Source organism: Pigmentiphaga sp. NML030171 (assembly GCF_002188635.1).
Lineage (GTDB): Bacteria > Pseudomonadota > Gammaproteobacteria > Burkholderiales > Burkholderiaceae_B > Pigmentiphaga > Pigmentiphaga daeguensis.
Genome location: NZ_NINX01000023.1, coordinates 1 through 15,787 on the forward strand (window position 1 = coordinate 1; position 15,787 = coordinate 15,787).

Here is a 15,787-nt window from a genome sequence, read left to right on the forward strand (position 1 = left end):
TTCGTCCCGATGCTCCTGAACCAGCCGTACCGCACGTTCACGTACTTCAGGGGAAAACTTGTTGTTCTTGCTCATGGCTCCATTTTCTCAAGAATTGGAGCCTCCTCAAAAACCGGTTCGATTCAGTATATATGGGTCCGCAATGTATGAGCATCGACTTCTCGATCTTTGACCGAAAGTTCTGCCATAAGCTCCTCATAGCTCACGAAGCTTGGATAACGCTTGATTAGGGTCTCGAAAATCACGGCTCCGCTCGATCCCAGTTCGACACTCGGCCCACCTTCTACCGATAATGTCAGCGTTCCTTGATCAAAGCCAAGCACCCCTGCGCGAATCGTTTTTTTCCTGACTGAAGACCGTCGATGCAGCGCCTCAATGCGGGCCTTGAGTTCACGCAGATCAAACGGCTTCACCAAGTAGTCGTCGGCTCCACTCTCAAACCCTTCCATCTTGTCCTCTACTTCGGACCGAGCAGTTACCAGAATAATAGGAGTGGAGGATCCCAACTCACCGCGGACCTTTCGACAAAGCTCAATCCCCGACAAGGCGGGCAACATCACATCCAAAATGATGACGTCATACTGATTGACGCCGAGCAGATGTAGAGCTGTCAAGCCATCATAAGCAAAGTCGAGCGCATAACGCTGTTCGCCCAAATATTCCATAATATTTTCGGCCAACTGCAATTGATCTTCGACGATGAGAACCCGGATCAAACGGTCCATATCATACTGCGCGGGCGGTGAGGTGCACGAGTCTTGAGGATGACTCTGGAATGTCAGCTGTCGAAACCACGACGAGGAAATAGCGTTTGTTCTCATACGCAAGCTTCCAGCCAGAAGGAATCATTCGAGTGAACTCTTTGAAGACTAGCTTCGGGACTGCCACGTTGACCGGTTGATCAGAGGAGGCCAGTATTGCGAAGAGATCGCGCAACGCTACCTGCTCGGCTTTGCCTGCTGAGTAAAATCTTGCTGAGAATGGCATTGCGTCCACGTAGATAAGGCGCGCATCGGTACCAGCACCGCGGCTCTGGGCATAACGAATCAGCGATCGCTCTGACTTCACCCGATCAGGCCAATCACTTACCACGCCGGTGAGCACGAGGCATATCAGTGGCACGAGTGCGCCCGCAACTACAACACCCTTGTTCTTGATAGACCATCCCCTCCTGCGAATATACAGGGCGCTGAGCATGGCGAAGGCAGGTAACCCAGGTAGTACATATGTCCACAGGATGTTATGAGCGAATGAAAAAAAGAACATGGGAAACACCGCCCACGACGCCATGTATTTCACTTCATCGTCGCGCACAAGCATAGGTATATCGGCGAAAGTGGAGCGTCTGAACACCGCCTCGAGCAGAGCCACCAGTAGTACCAAACTCCATGGGAATGCAGCCACCCCCCAATTCCACCATATGGCGCCAAACGGCTTGAGATGGGCCGAACCGTACAGGTCCCCCTGCCAACCTGGCTCCAGGAATCGCAGTAAATGTTCGCCGATGATGAAGTATTGGAGAAAGCCAGGGGTTCGAATTTCCGCCATACCGTACCACGGCAGAACCAAAAGCGCAGTTAGCAGCCCCCCCCTTAACCACGGCAAGCTGCGCAACGAGCTCCAATGCATCCGCGACAAGCACAGCCAGATCAATATTGGCCCAACGATTAGGACGGCGGCCAGAGGCCCCTTTGCCAAGAGGCCGATAACAATACCGAGAAAGAAGCCGTAACCCCAGGCTTGGCTCTGATTAAGCACAGCCAATCTGAACGACACCATACTCAGCGTGGTTCCTAATGCTAGAAAAGGATCGGTCAACACGGCGCCGGCGCCAACAAACGCGAGTAAAGACGTGGCAAGAATCCATGCCGTCAATTGCGCGCTAGCTAGATCCCGGACCGTACGCAAATATGCGAACGCTAGCGCGATAGTTGCTGATGCGACCATCAAGGATGGCAACCGCCCTGCGATCTCATTTACGCCAAATAGACGAAAGCTCGCAGCTTGGGCCCAGAATGACAATGGCGGCTTTCCCCAAAATGGCACGCCTGGCGAGAACCAAGGTGTCACCCAGTTATCCGTTTCGATCATGAGACGGGCTATTTCTGCGTATCGGGGCTCCGATGTATCAATGAAAGGCACTAGGTACATCGCGACAACGCGAACACCGATCACTGCACCAAGCAGGAGGACTATCAGTCGAGTGTTAGATGCCATTCGAATCAGTGCTGACGTTGCTGCGCCGGCATATGCGCCCGCTCGACTATGCCCTGTATCAGATAAACCGGCCGCTGTTTGATTTCCGTATGAATTCGTCCCACATATGTACCTAGCACCCCGATAGTCGAGAGCTGCAAGCCGGACAGGAATGCCAACAGCGCAACGAACGCAAGCGGAACAGATATCGACTCACCATAAAGCAAAGCACGAGCTATGACGAAGAGGCCAAGCACCGAACCTATAATCAGAATGATGGCTCCGGCAATGGAAGCTATGCGAAGTGGGCTGAGCGAGAACGAGGTGATACCATCAAAGCCAAGCTTCGCCAGATTAGCCAACCCCCATTTGCTTTTGCCGGCCGCACGCGGTGCTCGATCATAGAGAATCGTCGTGGTGGGCATGCCGATCCACGCGAAGAGTCCTTTCATGTATCGACTGCGTTCCGTCATGCTTCTCATCGCGGCAACGGCTCGCCTGCTCAGCAGCCGAAAGTCGCCGGTGTCCGGCGGTATTGCGACCTCGCTCAACCGATTCAAGATTCGATAGTAGAGATGTGCCGAGACACGTTTCATCCATGTATCTCCCACTCGGGTCCGTCGACGCATTACTACAACGTCCGAGCCCGCTCGCCAAGCATGAATCATGTCTGGAATCAGCTCTGGCGGATCTTGCATATCTGCATCGAGGATGATGACGGCATCCCCTCGGGCATAGTCAAGTCCCGCTGTCATCGCCGCCTCTTTTCCAAAATTTCTCGACAGATGAATGACACGCACAGCATCCATGTCGCTCGCAACGCGATCGAGGTATAGGGACGTGCCATCAGTGCTACCGTCATCGATGAATAGCAATTCATACGAAAGCGAGAGCGAGTCCAATACATTCCTGAGCCGGGCCAAACAGACGGGTAGCACGGCTAATTCGTTGAACACCGGGATGATGACGGTCACTACAAGCGGTGCCGATGGGAAATGCGGCAAGAGTGCGCCACTCATGAGCGAAAAATCCGCCTTGTCATAAAAAAATTGAAGACGGCTACGAGCGCGGTGGTCAGCAGTTGTGCTGAAGCAACATTCGTAGACAAATTGTCGAATACCCATTTGAAAATCGTTGAATTAAGCGACCAGCCGGCACACACTAGTAAAGCGTAAGGTAGTGCATGTAAAAACGCTGTCCTGGAGCTAGGAAAAGTTATCGTGCGCTGCCATACAAAGTTGACAAAGGCGCCCGTGATCGCACCAATGGAGGTTGCAACCACGGGGCTGACAGAGCAAACGATCAATACAAACATCGTCAGCCAGTGCATACCTGTGGCCGCAACTGCTCCAACCAGATAGCTACTCGCCAAACGAGAATAAACGCAGATCCAAGTTCTCAGCAGAGAATCTCCTTCAGAGATGTCCGGATGCGGTGGAGTGTAGCGAGAGCTACCTCAAGCCTTGATCAACGGATAATCAAGAATTCGTCAAAGTTGATTTGCTCCGTGTGAAGCAGCTCTGCTCTATGAGAGCGCCCCGACTTGATCGTCGGGGCGTCAGTCCGTCCAAGTAGGCTAAACAGCTACGTCTTGCTGTGGCAGAACGCTGCTCTCATCATCAGACTCCTTTCGGTGGACCAAACGATACAAGAGCGGAAGAACGAGTAGCGTAAGAGCAGTCGACGAGATAATGCCTCCGATTACTACCGTAGCGAGCGGCCGCTGAACCTCCGCGCCAGTGCCTGTGGCCAGCGCCATGGGAATAAAGCCGAGCGAGGCCACTAGGGCTGTCATCAACACTGGACGCAATCGCGTCAACGCCCCCGTCCGAACAGCTTCCTGAAGCGTTGCCCCTTCTGAACGCAGGGATCGGATAAAGGACAACATGACGAGACCGTTGAGCACGGCCACACCCGAAAGCGCGATGAAGCCGACGGCGGCCGATATCGACAGCGGAATTCCACGCAGCCACAGGGCAAGAATGCCCCCCGTCAACGCGAAGGGAATGCCAGTAAAAACGATCAGTCCGTCTCTGACATTACCAAACATCGCAAAAAGCAAAACAAAAACGAGCAGCAGCGCGACAGGTACCACGATCTGTAGTCTCGCTGTCGCGGATTGCAGTTGTTCGAACGTTCCCCCCCATGTAGACCAGTAGCCGGCAGGCAACGTGACTGCTTCGTCGATCCGCTGCTCGGCTTCAGTCACAAACGATGTAAGATCCCTCCCGCGGACATTCGCGCTAACTACAATCCTGCGCTTGCCATTCTCGCGGCTGATCTGGTTGGGGCCAGGAGCAAGATCGAAAGAAGCCACCTCCGAAAGAGGAACGAAGGCCGTCCGTGCATCTCCACTTCTAGGAAGGGCGACAGGAAGGCGCTTGAGACTCTCGATGTCGCTCCGAACATCGTCCGGCAGGCGCACCAGTACGTCGAATCGACGATCACCTTGGTAGAAGATACCTGCTTCGCGTCCACCCACGGCGGTGGCGATCGTCTCCTGAACCTCAGCCATGCTGACCCCATATCGTGCTGCCTTCTGTCTGTCGACAGATATGGTCAGCATGGGAAGGCCCGTGGTCTGCTCCGCCTTGACCGACTCGGAACCCGCGATCTTGGATAGAACGCCGACCACTTCCGCAGCCGAACGCTCAAGTTGTGCCATGTCATCGCCGAAAATCTTGACTGCGACGTCCGAACGCACACCCGAAATGAGTTCATTGAATCGCATCTGGATCGGCTGCGTGAACTCGTAGTTATTACCAGGCACCTGTTCAACAATTTCCTGGATTGCGGCGAGCACTTCCTCGTGAGACCGCCTCGGCTTCGGCCAATCAGCAAGCGGCTTCATGATGATGTAGGTATCCGCGATATTGGGCGGCATCGGATCTGCAGCCACCTCTGCCGTACCCACGCGCGCGAATACCCGATCCACCTCAGGTACCTTCTTGATATTCTTCTCCAGGAGCTGCTGCATGGCGACGGATTGCGAAAGGCTTGTGCCAGGAACACGCAACGCCTGGACGGCGATGTCCCCTTCGTTCAGGTTGGGAATGAATTCCGCGCCCAGTCTCGTGGTCAAGGCCATCGAAAGGACGACTGCGACGCCAGCAAACACGAGTACGATCAAAGGATTGGCCTGGGTCCAAGCCAACATTGGCTCATATCCACGGCGTGCCCACGACATCAAGCGATTCTCTTTCTCCTCCACCTTCTTGTTCAAGACAAGTGCGACCGCAGCAGGTACAAAGGTGATCGACAGGATCATCGCTCCCAATAGGGCCAACACCACGGTGATAGCCATGGGATGGAACATCTTTCCTTCTACGCCGCTCAGCGCGAAGATCGGTAGGTACACGATCATGATGATCAACTGCCCGTAGATCAGAGGCCGACGGGCCTCGCGTGCGGCCTCGAAGACCTCGCCGAATCTCTCCTCCCTTGTCAACAGCCGTCCCTGGCTGGCTTGAGCGTGCGCCAGCCGGCGCACGCAGTTTTCGACAATCACTACCGCTCCATCCACAATGATCCCGAAATCTAGCGCCCCCAAGCTCATAAGGTTGGCACTGACTTTATAGGTAACCATGCCGGTGAAAGTGAACAACATCGATAAGGGAATGATCATCGCAGTGATCAGCGCCGCTCGAATGTTGCCCAAGAACAAGAACAGTACGACGATGACGAGGGCAGCCCCTTCGACCAAATTCTTCTTGACGGTTGCGATGGCCTTGTCGACAAGGTTGGTCCGATCATAGACCGTGATTGCTTTTACACCGGGCGGCAATGTCTTGTTGATACTAGCCAGACGTACATCTACGGCTTGGGCGACCGAACGGCTGTTTTCGCCGATCAGCATGAACACGGTTCCCAGAACGACTTCACGCCCATTTTCGGTCGCCGCCCCTGTCCGCAACTCTTTGCCGATACCGACTTCCGCCAGATCTCTAACCCGGATCGGTTGCCCTCCCGCGCTACTGACGATGATGTTGGCGATATCTTCAATCGAGCCTACCTGACCAGGGGCACGAACCAAGTACTGTTCGCCACCCCGCTCGATGTACCCAGCACCAACATTGACGTTGTTGTTCTCCAGCGCAGCCACGACGTCAGCCAAGGTCAAACCGTAAGCGGCAAGCCGCTCCAGGTTGGGGGAGACGACATACTCCTTATCATAGCCGCCGATCGTGTTGACCTCGGTGACGCCCGGCACCGTGCGCAGTTGCGGACGGATAATCCAGTCTTGAATTTCGCGTAGATCAGTAAGGGTGTACTCGGATCCATCAGGCTTCTTTGCACCAGGCTCCGCCTCTACGGTCCACATGTAGATCTCGCCCAGCCCAGTCGATATCGGCCCCATAGTCGGCGTAATGCCGGCAGGCAGAGATGCCGCAGCCTCCTGGATGCGTTGGTTGACCAACTGACGCGCGAAGTAAATGTCGGTTCCGTCCTTGAAAATCACCGTGACCTGGGACAAACCATAACGTGATAGCGAACGCGTCTGTTCTAGATCCGGCAACCCCGCCATAGCCGTTTCTACGGGAAAGGTAATGCGCTGCTCGGTCTCCAACGGTGAATATCCAGGCGCAGCCGTGTTGATCTGCACCTGCACGTTGGTGATATCGGGCACCGCATCTATGGACAGTCTCGTGTAGTTATAAGCCCCGATGCCGATGAGCCCAATAACGGCGAGCATGATCAACCATCGTTGCTCGATGGCAAAGCGAATTAGTTTCTCAAACATGATTTTTCCTGCGAGAGCCTAGATGCGTGCGATGCGAGCCATCTCGGTCAAGTTCAGTGAGCATGTTCCGCCTCACTCTTGCCGAGCTCCGCCTTCAACGTGAAAGTATTGGTGGCTGCGTAGCGCTGCCCAGGTGCGAGACCGCCAGTCACTTCGACGGAGACACCATCCGAGCGTCCCACCTGAACCTTCTGAGCCTTGAAGCCCTCAGGAACAACCAGGAAAATCGTGCTTGAGTTATCTACCGTTTGAATCGCAGACGCGGGTACGGCAATAGCCACCGGTTGAGGCTTTGCCATGACTTCGGCCGTAATGAACAGCCCAGGGCGCCACAACGCCCCCGGGTTCTGTAACGTGACTCTCGCGGTGGCCGTTCGGGTCTGATCGCCGATCAGGGGTCCCACATAGTCCACGGTTCCCTCGGTGGTCTGCGAGAACGCACTTGTCGAGATTCGAACCTTTTCTCCGACGCTAACCACAGGAAGGTCTTTGGGCGCAACGATGAACTCCGCCCAGACCGTACGTAGATCTGCGATCGTGAACGCCTGCTCGGTCTCGGTGACGGCTTCGCCCAATGTCATATGCTTGGCGATGATCACACCCTCGAAAGGTGCCCGCAACGCGTACTGGTTGAGTCCGGAAGCTACCGGCCCAGCTCCAACAGCCGCCAGCTTCTGACGCGCATTCTGCACAGCAATGTTTGCTTCCTCTCTTGCGGTTTTGGCCTGAAGAAACTCTTGCTCAGCAGACACCTTCTCGTTCCACAGCCGTTCTTCGCGCTTGAATGTCTGATCGGCCAGCTCCGCCCGCCGCTGTGCAGCCGTCAACTCGCTTCGCAGATCAGACAAGCTCGTACTGGCGATCATCGCTAGTACCTGCCCGCCTTTGACTGTTTGCCCCAGATCGGCAGAGACGGCTTCGACAATGCCTGCTACCCGCGGCACCACGTGTGCCAACCGATCTGCATTGAACCGGATTTCCCCGGGGAAGCGCGTAGACGGAGTGATTGTGCCGGGACCTGCAATAGAAACTCGAATATCGCTTTGAGCCGTCTGCTCGGCCGTGAGCTTGATTACGCCTTCATCATCATGCCCTTCTTCGGTAGTGCGGGTACCGTTATCACTTTCCTGGCCATGACCATGACCATCGCCGTCGTCATGCGAACCAGGCTGATAGAGAATTCCGAACATGGCAAAGGCGCCGGCCGCAACGAGGGCTGCCGCGACGATAGCCTGCTTCTTAGTAATCGACATATACCTTCCTTAGCGACCGAGAACCCGATCGATGACAATGGCGGCCTGATAGGAATCAGCCAATGTGGTCAGATAGCGAATGCGTGATTGAAAAAGCGTCCGCTGAGCATCAAGCACATCAATAAAGCCGAATTTGCCCGCTTCAAACCCCTTTGTCGCCACGTCGTACGCCTGCTGGGCTCCAGGAAGCAAGGTCGTGCGCAGCATCTGAGCTGCAGCCCGGGCCTGAGACAGGCGTAGCGCTGCCTGCGACAACTCATTTCGCATCGTGATCTCGATCGAACGGTACTGATCTTGTGCTTGGTCAGCGCGAACCTTGGCCTCGTAAAGATTGCCTTGGTTTCTATTGAAGAGCGGTAGTGGAATCGAAATGCCGATCAGGGTCTGATTCCTACCCAGCTCGTTGTTGCGCTGGCTACCGGCAGAAATCGTTATGTCCGGATATTGCTTGGAGCGCTCCACATCGACAACAGCCTGACGGCGCTCGATTTCCAGCCGCCCAACCACCAGTTCCGGTGAGGCACCAAGATCACGTAGCATCGCATCTACCGGACCACGGTCGGGCAGTTGTTCGAGGTCACCAATCGCGCGCAAAAAAACTGGATCGCTATTGCCCCAGAGCATCGCCAGGGACCGACGTGCTCCCTCTAAACGGGTACTGGCATCGGTCAACGCAAGCTCGGCATTGCCCTGCTCGACCTGGGCGCGGGTTTCTTCTAGTGGAGGCACTTTGCCTGAAGCTACTCGACGGCGAGCAATATCCGTAGCCTTCTTCGCGACACCCAAAGAGGCTTGCGCCAGCTCTACGCTCTCTTGTGCAATGAGTACCTCGAAAAATGCGGCGACCGTCGCCGCGCGCACGTTGGCTCGGGCCAGAGTCAAGTTCGCCACTGCGACGCTCTGGGCTCGCTGGGCAGCAACAACGCGGGCCGTCCGCTTGCCTCCCAGCTCGATCGGAATACCGATTTGCGCGGCGGTTGTCCGCGTCTCCCGCCGCGTGTCTTCCGTGCTAACGGAAAGCTCGGGGTTGGGTATCAACCCCGCCTGGGTGATGCTGCCATCCAGCGCATCGACCTCCTTAGCCGCTGCCTGCAACGCAGCATTGTTGTTGGCGCTCAAGGCCAGTGCGGCATCCAGGGTCAATGGAGCGGCAGGCTCAATTCCCTGAGTCGACGGTAGGCTGGAGAAAGGTTGTGCCCATGCGGGCACCATGAGATTGGCGAGCAGCGCCAACCACAATACAAGGAATCGCATCGAATTTCACCTGAAACGAAATCTGGAAATTCGGCGAGACAGGAAGGATGTTACGGTCTCGCCGACTAACTAGGCGAGACGCGCCACTGAGGCCGTTCAGGTTGAAAAACAGGGCTGGGTAAGGGCGACCAGTGCGGTAGACCACTCAGCACAAACGCCGCTGAACTCGCCGCAACGAACGCAACTGCAGAGAAGACAGCATGGCTAGCGACCAGATGACAAGCCATGCAATCAGCATGGGACCATCCGGCGTCGCTCTTGCCCGAATCTTCACCCATGTGAATGTGTTTGTGATGCCCGAAGTGGCTCGACACTGCCTGCTCCGACTCGTGCTCGCAATACCGCGCTGATGCCCCCCAGCTAGCCTGGAACGGCACAAGCACGATCAGAAGGATGACGAAGAGTCGACGCATTGCTGAAGTTTACTGGATGTCTACGATGCCATTGACCAACAAGTTACTGACAATTTTGTTATCTCTTGCGCCGCACCACTTGCGAGCCCGGCGAGCTATTGCACAACCGACCGTCATTTAGAACCCTGAAGTGACTTCATGGTCAAGAATAATTTTATGTCTGTTGTGCTTCAGGTGGGCATCGCACCTCGTTGGAACGAAGAAAGCTTGTAAGAGTAGCAGCTGCCCGCGCTCGAATACCGGCATAGCGCCGGCAAGAAGTCCGCACCATATCAACGGACTGCTAAACCGATCCGCTCGCGGGACGCGCGTTCGTAGGATGAACATATCGCTGGGGTCGAGCTGAGCGTGAGATCCCTACAAGTCCAGCTTGCCGGCTTCTGAACAAGCTAGCACTGCCACTGATCGTCAGTCCCGCACTCAGCCCAAGTCCGCAAGGTAAGAACCTCTCTGGCAATGTGCGAAAGAAGTCTATAGCTGTCGTTAGGTGCCGTCCCCGGTCCTTAAACCGAATTCATGTTTGGATGCAAATATCAAAGCGGCATCAAACGTCGCTCGTTCTCCTATACTGAGATGAAATACTCGCTGAAGTACAGCCCACGCCATACAGCGGTCTTTGAGATTCCAGTGAACATGCCAAAAGTTGCAGATCGGACTGATACGCGTGTGCAGCTCTCAGCGCATAAGATGCAGTCTCTGGTTGACATCAGGAAAACTTACTTCGCACACGGCGCCGATAAGGTCGGGGATGCACCTTCCTCATTTATCAGTGTGGCACAGGACAACTCCTCGTCAGATGCAGTCCGAGCGAAATTTGACTACCAGCGTTCGGAAGTGCTCGTGCCGGCAGAAAGATCAGTTGCTCTGCGCCGTCTATGCGCTCAGGCCGCTGACGCATAGCGCCCCAACAGGAAAGACGGCATGAAGCAATTGATCGCCTTCGACCTCGATGGAACACTCACCGAGAGCAAGCAGCCACTCTCAACCGAAATGGCTGCGCTACTTTCGCGTCTGCTTAGCGTTGCCGAGGTTGCCGTAATCTCGGGCGGAGACTGGCCGCAATTCGACAAACAGGTTGCCTCACGTCTGCCCGACAATACAGCGCGCTCGCGGCTATGGCTTATGCCAACCACCGGCACCAAGCTCTATCGATTCGTCGACGATGCGTGGCAGGCCATCTACGCCGAACTATTCGACGATATAGAGAAGACGAAAATCCGAATAGCATTCGATCGGGCGTTAGCAGAGGCGAAACTTGTCGATAAGCACATTTGGGGAGAGCGAATCGAGGATCGCGGAAGCCAGATCACCTTTTCTGGCCTCGGCCAAGATGCGCCTCTAAAGGAAAAAGAACGGTGGGACCCTGATCGCACCAGGCGCACCCAACTCCAGAAGACATTGCGTGCGGCACTGCCCGGCCTATCAATCACCCTGGGCGGCACCACGTCGATCGATGTCACTCGACCCGGCGTCGACAAAGGCTACGGTCTGAAACGGTTAAGCGCGGAAAGTGGCGTGCCGCTCGATGAGATGCTATTCCTCGGCGACGCGCTTTATCCAGGCGGCAACGACTATCCCGCGACCGAGATCGGATTGGATACGGTGAGGGTGCGCGATGTGGCTGAAACGGCGTCCGTCATAGCGGCAATCATCGCTTGCCTGAAGCGGTGAGAGACGGTCTACATGAACGAAACCTTATCCACCGAACGACGCACGCTCTGGATCGTGCTTCTACTGAATGCGGCCATCGCCACAGGGTTCTTCGCAACTGGCGTGCTCGCAGATTCGAGCGCGCTAATCGCTAACGGCGTCGACAATCTGTCAGACATGGTCGTCTATGCGCTAAGTCTGCTCGCACTGGGCCGTGGCAAGAATTGGAAGACACATGCTGCGGGCGCATCAGGCGTGATGCTGCTGATTTTCGCAGGAGGCATCGTACTCGATGTAGGCCGGCGCTACGTCGAGGGTAGTGATCCAATCGGTCTCACGATGATGGTCATGTCGGCGGTCGCTGGCGCCGTGAATTATGTCTGCCTGCGGCTGCTCCAGCGCCTGAAGGAGCCAGACGTCAACTTGCGCGCCGCGACCACTTTCAGCTTCAACGACTTCGTTTCCAATGGCGGCATTCTCATCGCAGGGTTGATGGTGCTGTGGCTCGGTAGCAACTGGCCAGACCTAGTGGTGGGGCTCGCCACAGCTTTTATTGCGATCAAGGGTGGCATCGAAATCTTGCGAGACGCCCGAAATGAAAACAAGATGATAAGGACTCCCCCCGATGACCGATAAGCTTGAGCTTGACATACCCGTCGTGCTGCCAGAAGTGCCAGATTCGACCGATGCGTGCGTTAGTCGGCTCGTCTCGACGCTCAGCACCAAGCTTGGTGTAGATAGGGTGCACGTCCTAGCCGCCGAGAATTCTTCGCCGGCCAAGCTATGCATCCACTACGATCCGGCCATCGTGCCTCTGGCTCGCATTCGAGAACTCGCGCAAGTAGCGGGAGCCGAGATCAGCGCTCGATTTGGGCACGCTCTCTGGCAGGTCGAGGGTATAAGCCATCAGCGGCGTGCCAATACGGTGTCAGAGCGTGTGCGCGCGATTGCCGGAGTAGTCGAAGCCTCCGCCAGCTCGACCGGGCAAGTTCACGTTGAGTTTGATCGCGAGAAAACGTCCGAGCAGCATATTCTTGAGGTGATGGCCACATTGGGAGTTGCTCCAGCACGCAGACCGTCTAGTGCCACAACGGAGCACGGATCTGCCGGCCATCAGCACGCCTCCGACGAGAAAGGGGCTGAACACACTCATGCTCATGGCGGCCTCCTCGGCGCAAATACAGAGATGATCTTCGCTCTGACCTGCGGCGTACTGATGGGCGCCGGCGTTGCCATTGAGAAGCTCATCGGTGATGCTCCATCATGGCTCCCTCTAGCTTGCTATATCCTCGCCTATTTTTTTGGCGGCTTCTTCACTCTGCGCGAAGCCGTCGACAATCTTCGACTAAAGCGTTTCGAGATCGACACACTAATGCTGGTGGCTGCGGCCGGCGCAGCAGCTCTTGGGTCATGGGCAGAAGGCGCGCTGCTGCTATTCCTTTTCAGCTTGGGGCATGCCCTCGAACACTATGCAATGGGACGAGCTAAGCGGGCGATCGAAGCTCTGGCTGAACTGGCCCCCGATACGGCCATCGTCCGACGCAACGGCCAAACCGAAGAAATCAAAGTCGAGGACTTGGTTGTCGGCGATACCGTCTTGGTGCGACCGAACGAGAGGCTTCCCGCCGACGGCTTTGTGTTGAAGGGCAACTCCAGTGTCAACCAAGCTCCCGTCACCGGCGAGAGCATTCCCGTCGACAAGCGCGCTGTCGCCGACGCAGGACTTGCGCGGTCCAAACCCGACACGGTTGATGCAGCATCGCGAGTCTTCGCTGGCACAATTAACGGAGGTGGAGCGATCGAGATCGAGGTCACCCGAAAGTCGACCGACTCAGCCCTCGCGCGTGTCGTTAAGATGGTCAGCGAAGCCGAAACAAGAAAGTCTCCTACACAGCGCTTCACTGACAAGTTCGAGCGGATTTTCGTCCCAGCGGTCCTGTTGTTGGCCTTTGCGCTGCTGTTTGCTTGGGTGGTCATCGACGAGCCTTTCCGCGACAGCTTCTATCGTGCAATGGCGGTGCTTGTTGCTGCGAGCCCTTGCGCGCTCGCTATTGCTACCCCCAGCGCGGTACTTTCTGGCATCGCCCGCGCAGCCCGGGGGGGAGTCTTGATCAAAGGCGGTGCGCCTCTCGAAGAACTGGGTTCACTCAATGCCATGGCGTTCGACAAGACCGGAACGCTGACCGAAGGACGGCCGCGAATCACCGACGTTTTGTCCGCAGAGGACATCAGTGAAGAGGAGTTACTGACCGTTGCTGTCGCTGTCGAATCTCTGAGCGACCATCCCTTGGCCGCGGCCATTGCTCGCGACGGTCGTGAGCGTCTTGGCGGCCGCGCCATTCCTACCGCTAGCAGCCTCGAGAATTTGATTGGCCGCGGCGTTGCTGCCGAGCTCGACGGCGACAAAGTCCTGATAGGCAAAGCCGAAATGTTCGGCACTCAAGACGTTCCACCCCTGAGTACCTCCACCCAAGCGGCGATCAGGCAATTGCGAGATGCGGGTAGAACAAGCATGGCGGTCCGTAGAGGCAATCGCGATCTTGGCGCCATCGGACTTCTGGATACGCCACGCGAAGGGGCTCGGGAAACACTGGAGCGACTACGGGAGCTTGGCATTACGCGCATGATCATGATCTCAGGTGATCATGCGAACGTCGCTCAAGCCGTGGCGAAAGATGTTGGCCTGGACGAAGCATGGGGCGACCTGATGCCTGAAGACAAGGTCGAGGCCATCCGCAAGCTTCGCCAACAGACCAAAGTCGCAATGGTAGGTGACGGCGTCAACGATGCGCCTGCGATGGCCAACGCCACAGTCGGGATCGCCATGGGTGCGGCAGGCTCTGATGTTGCCCTGGAAACTGCGGATATCGCTCTCATGTCCGACAACCTAAGACAGCTGCCGTTCGCCGTAGGACTCAGTCGGCACACAAAATCAATCATTCGTCAAAATGTCTTTGTGAGTCTCGGCATCGTCGCAATCCTCGTACCATCTACCATCCTCGGCCTGGGGATTGGGCCTGCAGTAGCCGTGCACGAGGGATCTACACTCCTGGTCGTCATCAACGCCCTACGTCTTCTCGCTTATCGAAACACTTAAGTATTCCCGGTAGGAACGCCCATAGCGGCTAGCTCATCGATCTCCCCGTGCGAGTCAACGGGGAGATCGATGATTCCTCCGTTCAGGAACTGCTCGCGGCCGTTAGATTGCAAAACTGTCATCATCCGGCCAGCAGCGTGTAGGCGCCTCAAGTCTAGAGTAACTCCTGCAGATCACTACTACAGGAGTTTCCTCATGAACCGCTCGCTAGCTGCCCTCTTCGCCACGCTCGTCATCGCAGTTCCCAGTGTCACGCTCGCCGAGTCGCCTTATCATGATGATATATATCAAGAGCGATTCTTCTTTGCGGCGAACCACGATGCACAACCGCGCCGTGCAGGGCTGAGCAACCAGCCTCAGATGCCGAACAGTGAACGAGGGCAAGAGACATTGCCGCAAGGCAAGACCAGGGACCAAGTCCGCGAGGAACTGCGCAACATGAGCGTGGACGAGAAGCGCCGCATGCAAGAGCTCTATGCAAACTAAAGCACAAGCATCGTGGGGCGCAAAGGTCCGGCGAGATAGCGCCTCGCCAGTCGGAGCCTCGCCCCGTGCAGCGCATTGATGGCAGACCTTCTGCCTGGAAAATTACAAATTTGTCATCCTGCAGCAAGCGAGGCGTTATCCCCCGAACGGTATCGTCTATTGCTTCATCAAGCATGATGGCGAGTATGCAGGCGACAGGTCGAAATGCCCCGTGCCCTTGCGGTAGCGGGAAGAAATACAAGCAATGCTGTATTCCGAACAGCTTAGGCTTCCATCGCAGTACCGTTGCACGGGAGCATTTCAATCGTGCCGTTAGCCTGCACGGCAAAGGACATTTCGCCGAAGCTATAAAGCTATATGAAGCCGCACTCGCCGCAGACCTCACGCTTGCGCAGGCCCACGCAAACCTCGGCAGTGCGTTTAGCTCCCTGGCTCGGTTCGAAGACGCGATACAAAGCTACTCCAATGCGATCGCGCTGGCTCCGGAGTCTGCCATCCTCTGGAGTAATCTTGGGCTGGCGCAACAGCAGATAGCTAGGTATCAAGAGGCGGAAAATAGTCTTCGTACCGTGGGCTTGCCCCGTTACTCCGGACAGATCAGATGGCATGATCATGCCTGGAGAGCGAAGCGATGGCACGAAACAGAAGACATTTCACGGACGAGTTCAAGCGCGAGGCGGTGAGGCTGGCGGAACAG

General features: G+C 56.1%; 12 protein-coding genes. 5 read left to right on the plus strand and 7 right to left on the minus strand.

The features are described 5' to 3' along the window. Positions 1-122: 122 nt before the first annotated feature. The 7 genes from CDO46_RS06105 to CDO46_RS06135 all read right to left on the minus strand — a co-directional run bounded on the left by CDO46_RS06105 (position 123) and on the right by CDO46_RS06135 (position 9,444). Positions 123-725 carry a response regulator transcription factor gene (locus CDO46_RS06105; protein WP_087837681.1) on the minus strand — a complete coding sequence of 201 codons (603 nt, stop codon included), beginning with the start codon at positions 723-725 and terminating at the stop codon, positions 123-125. Between the two features lies 1 nt (position 726). After that, positions 727-2,217 (minus strand): glycosyltransferase family 39 protein, encoded by a 1,491-nt coding sequence (locus tag CDO46_RS06110; protein ID WP_087778974.1) that lies wholly within the window; start codon positions 2,215-2,217, stop codon positions 727-729. A 5-nt stretch (positions 2,218-2,222) separates the two neighbouring features. Then, a complete protein-coding gene (locus CDO46_RS06115) occupies positions 2,223-3,320 on the minus strand; it encodes a glycosyltransferase family 2 protein (RefSeq protein WP_233146026.1) in 1,098 nt (365 codons plus the stop codon). Beyond that, entirely contained in the window at positions 3,212-3,526 is a 315-nt protein-coding gene (locus CDO46_RS28795; RefSeq protein WP_087778978.1) for a GtrA family protein, read from the minus strand. Before CDO46_RS28795 ends, CDO46_RS06115 begins: the two co-directional genes overlap by 109 nt. Before the next feature lie 246 nt (positions 3,527-3,772). Further along, positions 3,773-6,937: an efflux RND transporter permease subunit gene (locus CDO46_RS06125; protein ID WP_087778980.1), complete on the minus strand. Its 3,165-nt coding sequence runs from the start codon at positions 6,935-6,937 to the stop codon at positions 3,773-3,775. Between the two features lie 53 nt (positions 6,938-6,990). Then, on the minus strand, positions 6,991-8,190 hold the full coding sequence (locus tag CDO46_RS06130; RefSeq protein WP_087778982.1) for an efflux RND transporter periplasmic adaptor subunit: 1,200 nt from the start codon (positions 8,188-8,190) through the stop codon (positions 6,991-6,993). Positions 8,191-8,199: 9 nt separating this feature from the next. Continuing rightward, positions 8,200-9,444 (minus strand): TolC family protein, encoded by a 1,245-nt coding sequence (locus CDO46_RS06135; protein ID WP_087778984.1) that lies wholly within the window; start codon positions 9,442-9,444, stop codon positions 8,200-8,202. A 1,334-nt stretch (positions 9,445-10,778) separates the two neighbouring features. On the opposite strand from CDO46_RS06135, the gene CDO46_RS06140 reads away from it, so the two are divergent. From CDO46_RS06140 to CDO46_RS28800, 5 genes are all read left to right on the plus strand, one after another. Then, complete coding sequence (locus tag CDO46_RS06140) at positions 10,779-11,528, plus strand: HAD-IIB family hydrolase (RefSeq protein ID WP_087837682.1); 750 nt, start codon at positions 10,779-10,781, stop codon at positions 11,526-11,528. A 12-nt stretch (positions 11,529-11,540) separates the two neighbouring features. Then, positions 11,541-12,143 (plus strand): cation transporter, encoded by a 603-nt coding sequence (locus CDO46_RS06145; protein ID WP_087837683.1) that lies wholly within the window; start codon positions 11,541-11,543, stop codon positions 12,141-12,143. After that, positions 12,133-14,604 carry a heavy metal translocating P-type ATPase gene (locus CDO46_RS06150; protein WP_087837684.1) on the plus strand — a complete coding sequence of 824 codons (2,472 nt, stop codon included), beginning with the start codon at positions 12,133-12,135 and terminating at the stop codon, positions 14,602-14,604. The genes CDO46_RS06145 and CDO46_RS06150 overlap by 11 nt, the downstream gene beginning before the upstream one ends. A gap of 195 nt (positions 14,605-14,799) precedes the next feature. Beyond that, positions 14,800-15,090: a hypothetical protein gene (locus CDO46_RS06155; RefSeq protein ID WP_087837685.1), complete on the plus strand. Its 291-nt coding sequence runs from the start codon at positions 14,800-14,802 to the stop codon at positions 15,088-15,090. Positions 15,091-15,275: 185 nt separating this feature from the next. Continuing rightward, positions 15,276-15,773, plus strand: a complete 498-nt coding sequence (locus CDO46_RS28800) for a tetratricopeptide repeat protein (protein WP_369597219.1) — start codon at positions 15,276-15,278, stop codon at positions 15,771-15,773. The last annotated feature ends 14 nt before the right edge of the window (positions 15,774-15,787 follow it).